The organism is Actinomadura graeca, from assembly GCF_019175365.1.
Lineage (GTDB): Bacteria > Actinomycetota > Actinomycetes > Streptosporangiales > Streptosporangiaceae > Spirillospora > Spirillospora graeca.
In genome coordinates this window covers 6,223,489-6,237,420 of the sequence record NZ_CP059572.1, presented here as the reverse complement: position 1 = coordinate 6,237,420, position 13,932 = coordinate 6,223,489, and the positions used below count along the sequence as shown (strand labels likewise).

The window sequence follows — 13,932 nt, the reverse complement described above, 5'->3', positions numbered from 1 at the left end:
GGTTGACTCTGACATCAGCGTGAAGGTTTAGCTTAGCCGCCATGACATCCGTGACCGTCCTGGGCCTCGGCCCCATGGGCCACGCGCTCGCCGCCGCCTTCGCCGCCGACCACCCCACCACCGTGTGGAACCGCACCCCCGGCAAGGCGGACGGCCTCGACGCCGCCGTCGCCGCGACCGCCGCCGAAGCGATCACGGCCAGTCCGCTCGTGGTCGTGTGCGTCCTGGACTACGCGGTGGTCCGGTCGGTCCTCGACGCCGACGCCCTCAGGGGCCGCACCCTGGTCAACCTCACCGGGGGGTCGCCGGGGCGGGCTCGTGAGATGGCCGCGTGGGCCGCCGGGCACGGCGTCGCCTACCTCGACGGCCTGATCATGGGCGCGCCCGCGGACATCGGCGGCCCGGACGCGACCCTGCTGTTCAGCGGGCCGGGCGACGTCTACCGGGCGCATCGCCGCACGCTCGCCGCGCTGGGCGGGAACGCCACGCACGTCGGCGAGGACCCGGGACGGGCCGCCGGGTTCGACGCGTCCATGCTGGACGCCTTCTGGACGTCGATGATCGGGGTGGTGCACGCGTTCCGGTTCGCCGCCGCGGAGGGCATCGCCCCGGCCGAGGTCGCCGGCCACATGAAGGTGTCGACCGGGCTACTTCCGGACCTGATCGACGTGGTCGCCGAGCATCTCACCGCCGACGACTATCCGGGCGAGGAGTCCACGATGCTCTCGGCGGCGGCGAGCATGGACCACGTCCTGGACGCCATCCGGGCGCACGGCCTCGACAACGGGGTTCTCAGCGCGGCGCGGGCCGCCGTCCAGGAGGCGATCGACGCCGGGCACGGATCGGACGGATTCACCCGGCTCGCCGCCCTCTGACCGCGGACGGGTCGGCGCCGTCGTCCTGCGGGCTTGCGCGGCCCGGTGACCTCGATCGCGTCAGGCGTCGTGATCATGGTCTCATGCCGGGAGATCGGCCCTGCTCAGGGTCGGCCTCGGGCGGGATCGGGAGGTGCCCGCCGCCCGGACGAGGCCGGGCGGCTGGAGGCTTCGGTACTGCGCCGGTTCATCCACGTCGGCTCGTGCCGACAGAGCTCAGCGATTCGTCAAAGCGAGGGAACACGTGAATACGAGGCCATGGCACGATACGGAAACGGTGATCTTCGGCACACAGATACATCGGACTCGGCCACACTTGCCACACACCGGGACACTCATGACGTCCTCCTCAGGGGGATGCTTACCCGTCCCCTTTACCCGCCATAACAAGATTCATCGCGACCCTGCGTGATCGGCCTTTCACGAACCTCGCCCTGGCGCCGATTCAAAGGCGGTGACAATGGGCTTCTCGGAGAGGCCGACCGGCCAGGCGCGCCGCGATCACCGCGGCGAAGGTGGGACATTCGTGGACGTCCTCGTGCGGGCACGCCAGGCCGTGGGCGATGGCGGTGCGCGCCACCTGGGCCTGCTCGATGCGCCTGTCCAGCTCGGCGAGCTTGCGCCGGTGCAGTTCCCGCCAGCCGGCACCGGCCGACGTCCGGGACGCCATCAGCTCTCCGAGCTCCCGCAGCGTGAAACCGACCTCGCGCAGGAGCAGGATCTCGGCGACGAGCTCGACCGCGGACGGCGGATACCGCCGCCGTCCCGAGACCCGGGCCGGCGCCAGCAGGCCGACGTCCTCCCAGTAGCGCAAGGCGGAGGTGGCGACGCCGGTGCGGCGCGCCAGCTCGCCGATCGTCAACTGATCTTCCGGCATCGTGACGTCAAGCGTACGTGAGGCCGCCGACGACGGGCCCGCGGATGGGCGGCGCGTGCGCGACGGCGCGACGGCGCGGTGCCGCGGTGCCGCGGTGCCGCGGTGCCGCCCGAGGAACGGCACCGCGGCCGGGCGCTGTCAGGCGCGGAAGGCGTCGGCGTGCTCGGCCGCCCACTGGGCGAACGTCCGCGCCGGGCGTCCGGTGATCTCCTGGACGGCCGGGACGACCGTGTAACCCACCTCCGGCGTGTTGCCGAGCGCCTCGACGAGGAACCCGATGACCGGCTCGGGGGTCCCCTCGCCCCGCCACTTCTCCTTGGCCTGCTCGACGGTGAGCTCGACGAAACCGATCTCGCGTCCGATCGCGGCGCCGAGGGCGGCGACCTTCTGCGGGATCGTGACGGCCTCCGGGCCGGTGAGGGTGTAGGTCCGCCCGCCGTGGCCGCCGTCGACCAGGATCCTCGCCGCGCTCGCGGCGATGTCGGCCTCGTGGACCATCGCGCTCAGCCGGTGCGCGAAGGGCTCGCGGATCACGCCTTCGGCCCGCACCGCCCCGGCCCACCACTTGAGCGTGTTCGACATGAACTCGACCGGGTTGAGGAAGGTCCACTCCAGGTCGCTCGCGGCGACGGCCCGCTCAAGACGGCCCTCGTCGCGTCCGCCGAGGACCGTCACCCGCCGCACGCCGCTCCGGACGGCCAGGTCCACGATCTCCTGCCCGTTCTCCAGGGCGGCGTAGTCGTCGCCGCCGAAGTTGATGAGGTGCGCCGCGGTGACGCCCTCGAAGACCGGCGCCAGGGTCTCGGTGACCGCCATGTCACCCGCGACGACCTCGACCTCGCCGGGAAGGCCCGCCGCGGCGGGGTCGCGTGTCAGGGCGCGCACCTTCTGCCCGCTCGCGAGCAGTTCGCCGACCAGCAGGCGGCCGACGGTTCCGGTCGCTCCGGTCACCAGGATCGTCATGGTGTGCTCCTCGCATCTCAGAACGGAACGTTCGGTTCCACTATAACAGAACGGAACGCTTCATTCCACAGATGGCGAGCTCGCGCCAGCTTCAGAGCGGGGAGGAGATGGGCGCGGGCGGGCGCGGACGTGCGTCAGGTCAGTCCGACGCGGCGAAGGCGCCGTTGAGCTGCTCCAACATCCCCTGCATGTCCCAGTTGAACCAGCTCTCCGCGATCTTCTCGTCGCGGAACCGGAGGGTGACCTGGCCGGTCACCTCGAAGGTGCGGCCGGTCGGCGCGCTCCCCTGGTACTCGCCGACGTGCCGTCCCCGCACCGTGAACCTCGCGCACACCAGGTCCCCCTCGGCCACGAGTTGCTCCACCGAGTGCCGGAGCCCGAACGCCGCGGCGACACCCCGGTACGTCTCGCGGGCGTCGGCCAGCCCGACCGACTCGCGGGGCATCGCCGGGTCGTGCTCGACGTAGTCGGGCGTGCAGAGTTCTCCGTACTCGGCCACGCGGTCCCCGTCCCGGTCCTCCTCCAGGAACCGGCGGGCCGTGGCCTTGTGGCCGATGAGCTGATCGAGCACCATGTCGCCTCCCAGGCGCAAGGACCGTCCTCCCCCGGCGGAATGTCCGGAGGCCGGTCGGCATAACCTCACGCCCGTCCCATGAGTGACCAGAACCGCGATGCCCGCATCGGCTAGGGTCGGCCGATGCCCGCGCCCGTCCTCCGCACCGACCGGCTCACGCTGCGCCGCTGGCAGCCGGGCGACCGCGCGCCCTTCGCCGCGCTCAACGCCGACCCGGAGGTCATGCGGTACTTTCCCGCGCCGCTCACGCGGCGGGAGAGCGACGCCATGATCGACCGGATCGACGCCGCCTTCGACGAGCTCGGCTTCGGGCTCTGGGCCCTGGAGATCACCGGGACCCGGCGGTTCATCGGCCTCACCGGGCTCGCCGTGCCGTCCTTCGAGGCGCACTTCACGCCCGCCGTGGAGATCGGCTGGCGCCTCGCCCGCTCCGGCTGGGGGCACGGTTTCGCCACGGAGGCCGCCAGGCGGGTGCTCGATTTCGCGTTCGACGACCTCGGCCTCACCGGGGTCGTCTCCTTCACCTCCACGGCCAACCTCCGTTCGCAGGCCGTCATGAGACGCCTCGGCATGACGCACGACCCCGCCGACGACTTCGACCACCCCGGGCTTGAGGAAGGCCATCCCCTGCGGCGCCACGTCCTGTTTCGGATGTCGGCCGCGAACCGGGCCGTTCGGGCCTGATCACGTAGGCGGGCGGGGCGGGCGGCTAGGGAAGTAGCCTTGGCCGGTGTTCTCGCCCCAAGGGCCGTCTCTGCGCGAGCTGGCCGTCCAGGCCCTGTCCTCGGTCGAGCGCGGTTACGACCTGCTCGCCCCGAAGTTCGACCACACCCCCTTCCGCACCCCCGACGGCGTTCTCGACGCGACGGCCGATGCCCTGCGCGGGTCCGGGCCGTTCGAGGACGGGCTGGACGTGTGCTGCGGCACCGGCGCGGGCATGCGGGTCCTCGGGCCGCTGTGCCGGGGACGCGTCGCAGGGGTCGACTTCAGCGCCGGCATGCTCGCGCAGGCCCGCGAGGCGCATCCCGGGGCCGGGTGGGTCCGGGCCGAGGTCCGGGATCTGCCGTTCGCCGAGGAGTTCGATCTCGCGGTGAGCTTCGGAGCCCTCGGGCACTTCCTGCCCGCCGAGCGTCCCGCCCTGTTCGCCGGGGTGCACCGCGCGTTGCGGCCGGGCGGGCTGTTCGCCTTCCCGATCAGCGCGCCCCTGCCCGTCACGTCGCCCTGGTACTGGGCGCTGCTCGGGTTCGACACGGCGATGCGGGTGCGGAACGCCCTGTGGCGTCCGCCGTTCGTCATGTACTACCGCACCTGCGCGCTTCAGGCGGTCCGCGACGACCTCGCCGCCGCCGGGTTCACCGTCACGACGGTGCCGCTCCCGGCCCTCGGAGTGCGCGAGGGCGGCGTCCCCCGCTGCGGCCTCGTGCTCGCGCGCAAGGGCTAGGACGGCCCGCGCCGCCCGGCCGTGCGCCCGGCTGGATCTTCAACCGGCGATGACGTCCGGTTTGCTCCCCGATCGATAGCGTCGGATGGGGGGAGGTGGCGGGTGTTCGGCCAGCGCAAGACGTGCATCCAGGTCGTCAAGGGCCGGACGCGGGACGCGGCGGGCCTGCGGGAGGCCGCCGACCGCTGGTACCGGGACGTCGCCCCGGGCGCCAAGGGGTGGCTCGGCACCACCGGCGGGGTGACCGACGACGGCGTGTACCTCAACCTGCTGCGCTTCACGTCCCCGAGGGCCGCCCATCGCAACGACAGGCGGCGGGAGCAGATGCGATGGTGGGACGAGGTCCGGGGGCTGTTCGTCGGCGAGGTCACCGTCGAGGAATGCTCCGATGTGGAGACGTTCGGGCAGGGCGACCCGGACGAGGCCGGATTCGTCCAGATTCTGCAGACCCGGGTCCTCGACCGTGACGCGGTCCGCCCGTTCGTGACCGAGGAGGCCGAGCACACCCTGGCGCGGCTGCGGCCGGACATGATCGGCGGGCTGTTCTGCATAAGCCCCGGCGGCACCTGCACCGGCGTGGCCTACTTCACCTCCAGGGAGGCGGCCCGCAAGGGCGAGCGCACGGACATGCCGCCGGAGTACAAGGCCTGGCGTGACGAGCAGATGGCGCATTTCGACGATGACGCCGTCTTCCACGACCTGCGTGATCACTGGTTGCAGTCCCCGTGACGCCATCGCGGTCAGGGTCCCGCCTCAAGGTGAGGGCCCTGACCGCGATGGGACGACCGGGTTACTGCCGTTCTCCCGTGTTGGACGTCCAGACGATCGCGTGCTGGTCCAGGTCGTCGCCGGACAGGCGCGCGGCCACCTTCCCGCGATGGAAGACCAGGACGCGGTGGCAGATCATCGCCAGCTCCTCCAGGTCGGTCGAGGCGAGCACGACCACGGCGCCGTCCGCGGCCGCGGCGCGGATCAGGTCGTGGATCTCGGCCTTGGCGCCCACGTCCACGCCGCGGGTGGGGTCGTCGAGCAGCAGGACCGACGGGGAGGCGTCCAGCCATTTCGCCAGCACGACCTTCTGCTGGTTGCCGCCGGACAGCAGCCCGGCCCTCTGCTCGATGTCCCGGCACCGGATCCGGAGCCGTTCGACGTGCCCGCGGGCCCGGTCCCGCAGCGCCGACCGGCGGACGACCACGCCGTCGCGGCTCAGGCCGATGGCCCTCACCTGGCCGATGTTCTCCCAGATCGGCTGGTCGAGCATCAGCCCGCGGTTCCGGCGGTCGCCCGAGACCACCGCGACGCCCGCCGCGATGGCGCGGCGCAGGCCGCGGGGCACCGGGCGGTCGCCGGGGAGCCGGACGGACCCGCGGGTCGGCTTGCGGAGGCCGGCGACGAGTTCGAGGACGGCCAGGTGGCCCGACCCGGCGAGGCCCGCGACCCCGACGATCTCACCGGCGGGCACCCGCAGGTCGACCTCGCTCATCACGCCCTCGACCGACACCTTGTCCAGCCGCAGCTCCACCTTCTGGTCACCGCGGGCGGCCGGCACCGCCGGGGGTGCCGGTTCCCGCTCGGCACGCGGGCCCAGCATCGCCGAGACGATGTCGTCGATGCCGAGGCTCTTCCGGTCGGCGCCCTCCAGCACCGCGCGGCCGTCCCGCAGCACCGTGATCACGTCGCAGAGCTGCATGACCTCCTCAAGGATGTGCGAGACGAAGACCACGCCGACCTGGCGCTGCCGCAGCACCTGGAGGATGCCGAGCAGCCGGTCCGAGCCGTCCCGGTCGAGCGCCGAGGTCGGCTCGTCCAGGATGAGGACGCGCGGCTCGGCGATCAGCGCCCGGGCGATCTCGACGAGCTGGCGCTGCCCGAGCGAGAGCTCCCCGACCGGCGTGCGCAGGTCCACGTCCAGCCCGAGGCCGTCGAGGGTCGGCCGCGCCGCCTCGGCCATGGCGCGCCGGTTCAGGAACGGGCCGCGGCGCGGCTCCCTGAGCGGGAAGAGGTTGGCGAGCACATCGAGGTCGGGGAAGAGGTTCAGCTCCTGCGACACGACCGCCACCCCGTGGCGCACGGCGTCGGCCGTGTCGTGGAAGGCGACGGGACGCCCGTCCAGGGTGAGGTCCCCCGAGTCCGGGCGGATCGTCCCGGACAGGACCTTCACCATGGTCGACTTCCCGGCCCCGTTCTCGCCGAGCAGCGCGTGCACCGAGCCCGCCTCGACACTGATCGTGCCGCTCGCGAGCGCGGTGACGCCGCCGTAGGACTTGCTGATGTCCCGTGCCTGTAGTACCGCCATGGTGCTCAGTTCGCCTGTTCGAGCGGCTTGAGGTACTTGGACGGGTCGGACAGCTGCTGCTGGGTGATCGCCTTGAAGTACGCGGTCCGGCTCTGCTCGTTGACCTGCCGCTTCATGATCTCGTCGATGTTCGCCGAGTTGATGACCAGCGTCCCCGGGTTCCACCAGCCCTCCGGCAGCTTGGTGCCCTTGCGCTGGTGGTCGATGAGCAGCTGGAGCGCCACGTAGCCCTTCAGCCAGTGCTCGGGCGAGGACAGGGCGAACAGCGACCCGTCCTTGACGGCCTTCAGCGCGGCCGGGTCGATGTCGCACGATCCGGCCAGGAACTTGCGGCCGGTCTGCTTCTGGATGAGCGGCAGCGAGACGCCGTCCTGGCCGCCGACACCCAGGTAGGCCATGGCGTTCGGGTTCGCCTTGACGATCGAGTTCCAGGCGTTGTAGTTGTCGGTGGGCTCGGACTTGGCGTCGAACGGCCCCTTGATCGTCAGGTTGGGCCGCTCCTTCTTGATGACGGCGGTCAGTCCCTCGATGCGCTGCTCGAGCAGGCGGAGGCCGGGGATGTCGTTGCCGATGACGACCTCGCCCTTGGCGTCCTTCGGGACGCGCTTGATGAACTCCTCGCCGAGCGCCCGCCCGACCTCGGTGTTGCTGTTGCCGACGAAGAGCGTCGTCTTCGTGCCGGCCGGGGGCGCGGCGTCCACGGCGACGGTCGGGACGCCGTCGTCGTCGGCCTGGACGAGGGGACGCACGAACAGGTCGGGCGCGAGGCTCTGGAGCCCGATCCCGTCGCGGGAGTTCCGGATCGCGGAACGGAAGAGCTGGACCTGGGCGGGCCCGTTGACGCCGGTCGGCGCGGCGGCGTTGAGGGTGACCTTGCCGTCGGCGGCCGCCGCGGCCTTGGCCCCGAACGCCATCTCCTGGAAGGGGTTCTGCGTGGTGCTCGCGTAGATGAAGCCCATCTTCAGCGTGCCGGACTTCTTCTTGCCGGAGTCGCCGGAGTCGCTCGACCCGCATCCCGCCAGTGCGACGGAGCCGATCAGCACGGTGGCCAGGGTAAGAGATTTGATCTTCACGTTGCCCTCCTCAGAGGTGTTCAGAGTCCAAGCAGGGCGTCGTCACGTCGCCGCCGTCGCCGCACCAGACTGTCGAGTGCGACCGCCGCGAGAATGACTCCGCCGGTCGCGAACGCGCTCCAATTGGCGGGAATGTTGAAGTACTGCAGGCCGCTCGTGACGACGCTCAGCAGGACCGCGCCGAGGCAGGCACCGATGACGGTGGCGCTTCCGCCGCGCAGGGGCGTCCCGCCGATGATGGCGGCGGCGATCGCCTGGAGTTCGAATCCGGTGCCGATGTTGGGGTCACCGGAGGTGAAGAAGGCAAGCCCGAGCACACCCGACAGGCCCGCGAGGAGTCCGATGAGGACCAGTGCCTGGAGACGGACCCGCGGGATCGAGATCCCGGAGAACGTCGCCGCCTCGGGGTTCGAGCCGATCTCGCGCACCCGGTACCCGAACGGGGTGAACCGCAGCACCAGGGTAAGGAGGACGGCCACCAGGACCAGCACCCACACGCTCGTGGGGACCCCGAGGGTCTTACCGCCGAGCAGGGTGAAGAACGAGCTGTCCAGGGGGAGCCCGGTCACCTGCTGGCCGCCGCTGAGCGCGAGCGCCAGTCCGCGGAAGACCGACAGCGTGGCCAGTGTCGCCACGATCGCGGGGATTCCGATGAACTGCACGATCAGGGCGTTGACGAGGCCGAGCCCCGCGCCGAGCAGGATGCCCAGCCCGGCGGACGGCCAGGCCGGCACACCGTGGTTCATGAGCAGCCCGGTGCAGATCACCGTCAGCCCGAACGTCGACCCCACGGACAGGTCTATCTCGCGCATCGAGAGGAGATAGGCCATGCCGCAGGCCAGGAGCCCGACGTAGACCGACGACTGTAGGGTGTCGAGAAGCTGCCCCGGCCGGAGGAAGTCCGGATGCAGCACGCTGGTGAAGATGATCAGGACCAGGGTGGCGACCAGGACGCTCGTCGCCTCCCCGCGTCCGGCTCTGACGGCCAGCACCGGAAGCCGGCCGAGTGCCGATGGAGTGGTCTTTTCTTGGCTCCGAGGTGCCCGTTCGGCTTTTTCCTCGGTGTCGGACTGACGGTCCGCGGTCACGGCGACCCCCTTCCTCGTCCGCACTGGACGCTTCGGGCAAGTTCACCTGCTCTGCCGCCGGTGAACTTGACTGTGGCGGAACAGTCCTTGTCTGTGACGGCACGGCATGTCCGATCTGCGACGATGAGACGACCTCCACTTCGGTCACACAGTGACAAAAAACCACAGAGCACCCGAACACGCACTGCGACGGCGTGCTCGCCCGGTGGTGTGACGCGACCGGTGACGGGCCGGCCGTGAAGGGATGATCGGACGCCGCGCCACGGGAGTCAATCGTCCCGCTTTGTAGCGGTCCTGCCACGCGAACGGGGAAGAAAGATCAGCACCGTGCCGGCCGCCCCTGTGCCGCAGAATGGGGGGATGGCCGGATGTGACTGCGGGACCGGTGTCCGCTACCGGGAGTGCTGCGGGCGGCTGCACCGCGGGGAGGCGCGGGCGGGGACCGCCGAGGAGCTGATGCGGTCGCGGTTCAGCGCGTTCGCGCGGCGGGACGAGGCGTACCTGCTGCGCAGCTGGCATCCGGCGACGCGGCCGGAGCGCGTCGACGTCGGCGCCGGGCCGCGGTGGGTGCGGCTGGAGATCGTCCGGACGGAGCGCGGAGGCCCCGGAGACGACAAGGGGACCGTGGAATTCCGTGCCCACTACGCCGCGGGGAACGAGCGCGGGGAATTGCATGAGGTCAGCCGCTTCGTACGGCATGACGGCGAGTGGGTCTACGTCCGGGGCAAGGCCCGGGAGTGACATTCCCCCCTGCGGGCGAACCGGTTCGGCCGCGCGGGGGAAGAGCGGCGGGGGCGGCCGCTGGGAGCGTGTGGGGGCGGGCGAGCGGCGTCCGCGGAAAGGGGACCCACATGAGGTACGGGAAGCGCGCGCTCCTGGCCGGGACGGCCGTGCTCGCGACGGCCGCCATGGCAGGGACGGGGAGCGCGATGGCCCAGGACGGGACGCCCGGCGCGCGGCCGGGGGCGGCCGGGCGGGAAGGGGCTCCGGGGCCGTTCAAAGAGGCCCATGTCACCGGGGACGCGTGGCTGAAGTTCCCCGCCGATCCGGAGAACCCCTACCGGCGGTTCATCGTCGACGCGCACGGCGGGCCGTGGAAGCTCGTCAACGGGAAGATCGTGTTCGGGGCCGCGCGGGGAACGGTGAAGTACGACCACTACTCGCCGGACGAGCCCGGCGGGCCGTCCCGGCACCACTGGGGCTGGATCAAGGTCGACTACGTGATGGCGACCGGGCCCATCGCGATCGTCTCGGGGATACGGCAGGACGACTCCCCGGCGAACGAGAAACGCGCGAACCTGACGTTCTATCAGTCACCGCGCGGCCACAAGTGGGACCGGGCGGGCTTCTCCTGGGGCGTCACGCTGGCCCAGTGCCAGCAGATGGGGAGCGGTCCCGCACCGCACAGCGCGAACAGTTCCGGGCCCTTCGGGAAATGGCTGGAGGGGTACACGGTGAAGGACGCCCCGCTGCCCATCCCGGACGGTGAGTTCGAGCAGCCCGACCTGCCGCCGGACTGCAAGTTCGGTCAGCAGGCGAGGCGCGGGCGCGGTCACCGCCCCGGTCCTGGTCGCGGTCGCGGTCGCGTCCTGATCGTCAGGACGTCCAGCATGCCCTCGATCGTGGTCGTCCATGGGTAGCGCTCGGCGCGGGCGCGGGCGGCGGCGCGCCGCCGGGCGGCCGGGACGCGCAGCACCTCCCGCACGCCGTCGGCGAACGCCGCCGCGCACGGCGCCGCCCCCGCCCCGGCGCCGGGGACGAGCAGCTCGCGCGCGGCGCCCCGGTCGGCGGCGACGACGGGCGTCCCGCAGGCGAGCGCTTCGAGGACGGCCAGGCCGAACGACTCGATCGGGCAGGTCGCGAGCGCGACGTCCGCCCGCGCGAGGAGCGCGGCCACGGCGGCGCGGCCGCCGACGTGGCCGTGGAACCGGACGGGCAGCCGGTCGCGTTCCGCCCAGGCGCGCAGGCGGGGGCCGCACGGCCCGTCCCCGACGACGTCCAGCCGCGCCCGGACGCCCCGGCGCGCCAGCTCCGCGACGGCGCCGATCGCGAGGTCGGGCCGCTTCTCGGCCGACAGGCGCCCGAGATGCACGAGCCGCACGGGCTCCCCGGTCCCGTCCCCGGCCGCGTGCGGGATGGCGAGAGGGCGGAACGTCGCCAGGTCCACGCCCAGCGGGACACGGTGCAGCGACGGCGCGCCGATCCGCGCGAACTCGGCGGCGGCGAACGCGGAGGTGACGACGATCGCGTCGAACGAGGCCGCCAGCCGCCGGTTCCAGCGGTCGGCGACGGCCTCCAGCGGCACCCAGCCGGGCGTGCGCGGCCCGAGGATCGCGTCGAGCCGCTCGTGCGAGAACAGGACGGTGCGGACGCCGCGCCGCCGCGCCCACCGGGCCGCGACCGTCAGGGTCGCCTTGTCCGACACCTCGATGACGTCCGGGCGGAGCCGCCCGAGCACGCGCAGCACGGGACGCGGGTCGAGGACGAGCCGGTACCCGGGCGCGACCGAGGGCCCCGGCACGGTGATGACCGGCCCGTCCGGGGTGTCGCGGCGCGTGTAGGCGGGGCCGGGGACGACGAGGGCGCGCCGGTGCCCGGCCGCGGCGTAGCCGGAGCCGAGCATGTCGACGGCCGTGCGGAGGCCGCCGGAGACGGGGCTGTAGAGGTTGGCGAGCTGGACGATCCTCACGCCGTCACCAGGGTCTCGTACGTCACCGGCCGCCCGCCCGCCGCGACCGTCGCGTCGATGGCGGCGAGCGCGGCGCGGCGCAGGCCCGGCCTGCCGAGGTCCGCCGGATGCAGCGCGATCCGGAACGGCACCCCCGTCCTGGCGAACGCGCGCGCGGCGCCGGTCATCACGCGGGCGCCGGTGCGCTCCCCCGCGCCGCCCGGCCGGTGCGACAGCGCCGGCATCCGCCGCACCGGGCCGCCCGGCAGGCTGTGGACGCCGAGGTGGCTCGTCCAGTACGTGAATCCCAGCGCCGACAGGGCCTTGCGGGTGCCGGGGGACGCCAGCCAGCCCGGCGGCGTGAACCCGACGACGTCGATCTCCGCCTCGGCGAGCAGGGCCAGCCCGGCGCGGAGCCGCCGGACGGCCTGGACGCCGCTCAGCGACCAGAACTCCCCGGCGCCCCTGACCAGCGCCCGGTCGACGCCGCGGCGCCACAGCGGCCCGCCGGGCACGCCCTCGTGGAGGTAGCCGTGCAGGGCCAGCTCGTGCCCGCGGCCGGCGGCGGAATGCAGGAACGCGACGAGCGGCCCGTCGCCGGGCAGCGCGGCCCGGCCCCCGAACGGCCCGGGGATGACCAGCAGCGTCGACGGGATCCCGCGCTCGTCCAGGTCGGCGAGCCAGCGGGCGGTGGCGTCCGCGGTGCACGGCGCGACGTCGTGGATCGACACCACGAACGGGAAGCCCCTCACGCGGCGCTCTCCGCGCGCCGCTCGGCCGTCCCGTGGACGAGGGCCCTGTAGTGGTCCATCAGCCCGCCGCAGACGGTCTCCCAGTCGCGGCCCCGCACCGACTCCACCGCCTGGGCGGACATGCGCCGCCGCGTCCGGGCGTCGTCCACGAGGGTGTGGACGGCCGCCCGCAGCCCGGTGCCGTCGTCCGGGGCGTAGAGCAGGCCGTTCACCCCGGGGCGGACGAGGTCCAGCGGGCCGCCCGCCGCCGCGGCCACGACCGGCACGCCCGAGGCGAGCGCCTCCTGGACGGCCTGGCAGAACGTGTCGTCCGCGCCGGTGTGCACGAACACGTCGAACGAGGCGACCAGCTCCGACAGCTCGGTCCCGGTGCGGAATCCGGTGAACACGGCGTCCGGCATGCGGCGGCGCAGCCGTTCCTCCTCCGGCCCGTCCCCGACCACCACGACCCGCGCGCCGGGGACGCCGACGAGCCGCGTGAGCATCTCGGGACGTTTCTCGGCGGCGAGCCGCCCGACGAATCCGACGATCGCGCGGCCGTCCGGGGACAGGCGCGCGCGCAGGCGCTCCGACCGGTGGGACGGGTGGAAGCGGCGCCGGTCCACCCCCCGGCCCCAGTGCGCCAGCCGGGGCACGCCGCGCCGCTCCAGCTCCGCCAGCACCGGCGAGGACGGCGCCAGCGTCAGGTCCGCGCGGCCGTGCAGGCGGCGCAGCCACCACCAGATCGCCGGGCCGGTGCCGCGCAGCCCGTACCGGCGCGCGAACCCGGCGACGTCGGTCTGGAACACCGCGACGGCCGGGACGTCCAGGCGGCGCGCGGCGGCGAGCCCGGACGCGCCGAGGACCAGCGGCGACGCGAGGTGGACGACGTCCGGCGCGAAGCCGCGCAGCGCGGCGGTGACGCGGCGGGTCGGCACGCCCACCGCGAACGTCGGATAGAACGGCAGGGCGACGCCGCGGACGGGCTCCACCGGCGCCCCGGCGTACGAGCCCGGCGCGGGGCCGGGGGCGACCACCAGGGCCTCGTGGCCGTGGGCGGCGAGGTACTCGAGTACGCGGCACACCGAGCCCGTGACCCCGTTCACGCGGGGGAGGAACGACTCGGTCACGATGGCGACCTTCACGGCAGGGAGGCTGTCCGGGGCGCGCGACATCCCGACCGCGCCCCGACACCGGCGAGGCGAACATCACGAGAACGTAAAAGTCGTCTCGGTGATCGCGCCGTCGCGCTCAGCCCCCGCCGGGCGGGGCGACGAACCCCCTGATCGACCCCAGTCGAGGGCCGCGGCGGCGTTGCCGAGGATCAGCCGCGATACCCGGCCCGG

The 13,932-nt window shown here is 73.0% G+C and carries 15 protein-coding genes; 6 read left to right on the top strand and 9 right to left on the bottom strand.

Annotated features, from left to right (window positions below; all coding sequences use genetic code 11):
• Positions 1-41: 41 nt before the first annotated feature.
• The gene (locus AGRA3207_RS27650; protein ID WP_231329925.1) at positions 42-875 is read left to right on the top strand and encodes an NAD(P)-dependent oxidoreductase; all 834 of its coding nucleotides are present in this window, start codon (positions 42-44) and stop codon (positions 873-875) included.
• 445 nt (positions 876-1,320) lie between these two features.
• Here AGRA3207_RS27650 and AGRA3207_RS27645 read toward each other — a convergent pair whose 3' ends face one another.
• The 3 genes from AGRA3207_RS27645 to AGRA3207_RS27635 all read right to left on the bottom strand — a co-directional run bounded on the left by AGRA3207_RS27645 (position 1,321) and on the right by AGRA3207_RS27635 (position 3,289).
• Complete coding sequence (locus AGRA3207_RS27645; RefSeq protein WP_231329924.1) at positions 1,321-1,752, bottom strand: MerR family transcriptional regulator; 432 nt, start codon at positions 1,750-1,752, stop codon at positions 1,321-1,323.
• A 138-nt stretch (positions 1,753-1,890) separates the two neighbouring features.
• On the bottom strand, positions 1,891-2,715 hold the full coding sequence (locus AGRA3207_RS27640; protein ID WP_231329923.1) for an NAD(P)H-binding protein: 825 nt from the start codon (positions 2,713-2,715) through the stop codon (positions 1,891-1,893).
• Between the two features lie 139 nt (positions 2,716-2,854).
• The gene (locus AGRA3207_RS27635; RefSeq protein ID WP_231329922.1) at positions 2,855-3,289 is read right to left on the bottom strand and encodes an ester cyclase; all 435 of its coding nucleotides are present in this window, start codon (positions 3,287-3,289) and stop codon (positions 2,855-2,857) included.
• Positions 3,290-3,412: 123 nt separating this feature from the next.
• Between AGRA3207_RS27635 and AGRA3207_RS27630 the strand changes: the two genes are divergently transcribed.
• From AGRA3207_RS27630 to AGRA3207_RS27620, 3 genes are all read left to right on the top strand, one after another.
• Complete coding sequence (locus AGRA3207_RS27630; protein WP_231329921.1) at positions 3,413-3,973, top strand: GNAT family N-acetyltransferase; 561 nt, start codon at positions 3,413-3,415, stop codon at positions 3,971-3,973.
• A 46-nt stretch (positions 3,974-4,019) separates the two neighbouring features.
• Positions 4,020-4,730, top strand: a complete 711-nt coding sequence (locus tag AGRA3207_RS27625; RefSeq protein ID WP_231329920.1) for a class I SAM-dependent methyltransferase — start codon at positions 4,020-4,022, stop codon at positions 4,728-4,730.
• Positions 4,731-4,832: 102 nt separating this feature from the next.
• Positions 4,833-5,459 (top strand): PIN domain-containing protein, encoded by a 627-nt coding sequence (locus AGRA3207_RS27620; protein ID WP_231329919.1) that lies wholly within the window; start codon positions 4,833-4,835, stop codon positions 5,457-5,459.
• A gap of 61 nt (positions 5,460-5,520) precedes the next feature.
• On the opposite strand, the gene AGRA3207_RS27615 is transcribed toward AGRA3207_RS27620, so the two are convergent.
• From AGRA3207_RS27615 to AGRA3207_RS27605, 3 genes are read right to left on the bottom strand one after another with little or no spacing between them, the layout of a single operon-like run.
• Positions 5,521-7,026, bottom strand: a complete 1,506-nt coding sequence (locus tag AGRA3207_RS27615; RefSeq protein WP_231329918.1) for a sugar ABC transporter ATP-binding protein — start codon at positions 7,024-7,026, stop codon at positions 5,521-5,523.
• A 5-nt stretch (positions 7,027-7,031) separates the two neighbouring features.
• Positions 7,032-8,099 (bottom strand): sugar ABC transporter substrate-binding protein, encoded by a 1,068-nt coding sequence (locus AGRA3207_RS27610; RefSeq protein WP_231329917.1) that lies wholly within the window; start codon positions 8,097-8,099, stop codon positions 7,032-7,034.
• A gap of 20 nt (positions 8,100-8,119) precedes the next feature.
• Positions 8,120-9,091 (bottom strand): ABC transporter permease, encoded by a 972-nt coding sequence (locus AGRA3207_RS27605; RefSeq protein ID WP_231329916.1) that lies wholly within the window; start codon positions 9,089-9,091, stop codon positions 8,120-8,122.
• A gap of 456 nt (positions 9,092-9,547) precedes the next feature.
• On the opposite strand from AGRA3207_RS27605, the gene AGRA3207_RS27600 reads away from it, so the two are divergent.
• Positions 9,548-9,928: a YchJ family protein gene (locus AGRA3207_RS27600; protein WP_231329915.1), complete on the top strand. Its 381-nt coding sequence runs from the start codon at positions 9,548-9,550 to the stop codon at positions 9,926-9,928.
• A gap of 110 nt (positions 9,929-10,038) precedes the next feature.
• Positions 10,039-10,827, top strand: coding sequence for a hypothetical protein (locus tag AGRA3207_RS27595; protein WP_231329914.1), 789 nt, complete (start codon positions 10,039-10,041; stop codon positions 10,825-10,827).
• Here the strand turns inward: AGRA3207_RS27595 and AGRA3207_RS27590 are convergent.
• Genes AGRA3207_RS27590 through AGRA3207_RS27580 form a run of 3 tightly spaced genes read right to left on the bottom strand, consistent with a single transcriptional unit; the run spans position 10,740 to position 13,731 of the window.
• Positions 10,740-11,876 (bottom strand): glycosyltransferase, encoded by a 1,137-nt coding sequence (locus AGRA3207_RS27590; RefSeq protein WP_231329913.1) that lies wholly within the window; start codon positions 11,874-11,876, stop codon positions 10,740-10,742. The two genes, AGRA3207_RS27595 and AGRA3207_RS27590, sit on opposite strands and share 88 nt — an antisense overlap.
• A complete protein-coding gene (locus AGRA3207_RS27585) occupies positions 11,873-12,607 on the bottom strand; it encodes a DUF2334 domain-containing protein (RefSeq protein ID WP_231329912.1) in 735 nt (244 codons plus the stop codon). The genes AGRA3207_RS27590 and AGRA3207_RS27585 overlap by 4 nt, the downstream gene beginning before the upstream one ends.
• Entirely contained in the window at positions 12,604-13,731 is a 1,128-nt protein-coding gene (locus tag AGRA3207_RS27580) for a glycosyltransferase family 4 protein (protein ID WP_231329911.1), read from the bottom strand. The genes AGRA3207_RS27585 and AGRA3207_RS27580 overlap by 4 nt, the downstream gene beginning before the upstream one ends.
• Positions 13,732-13,932 lie beyond the last annotated feature (201 nt).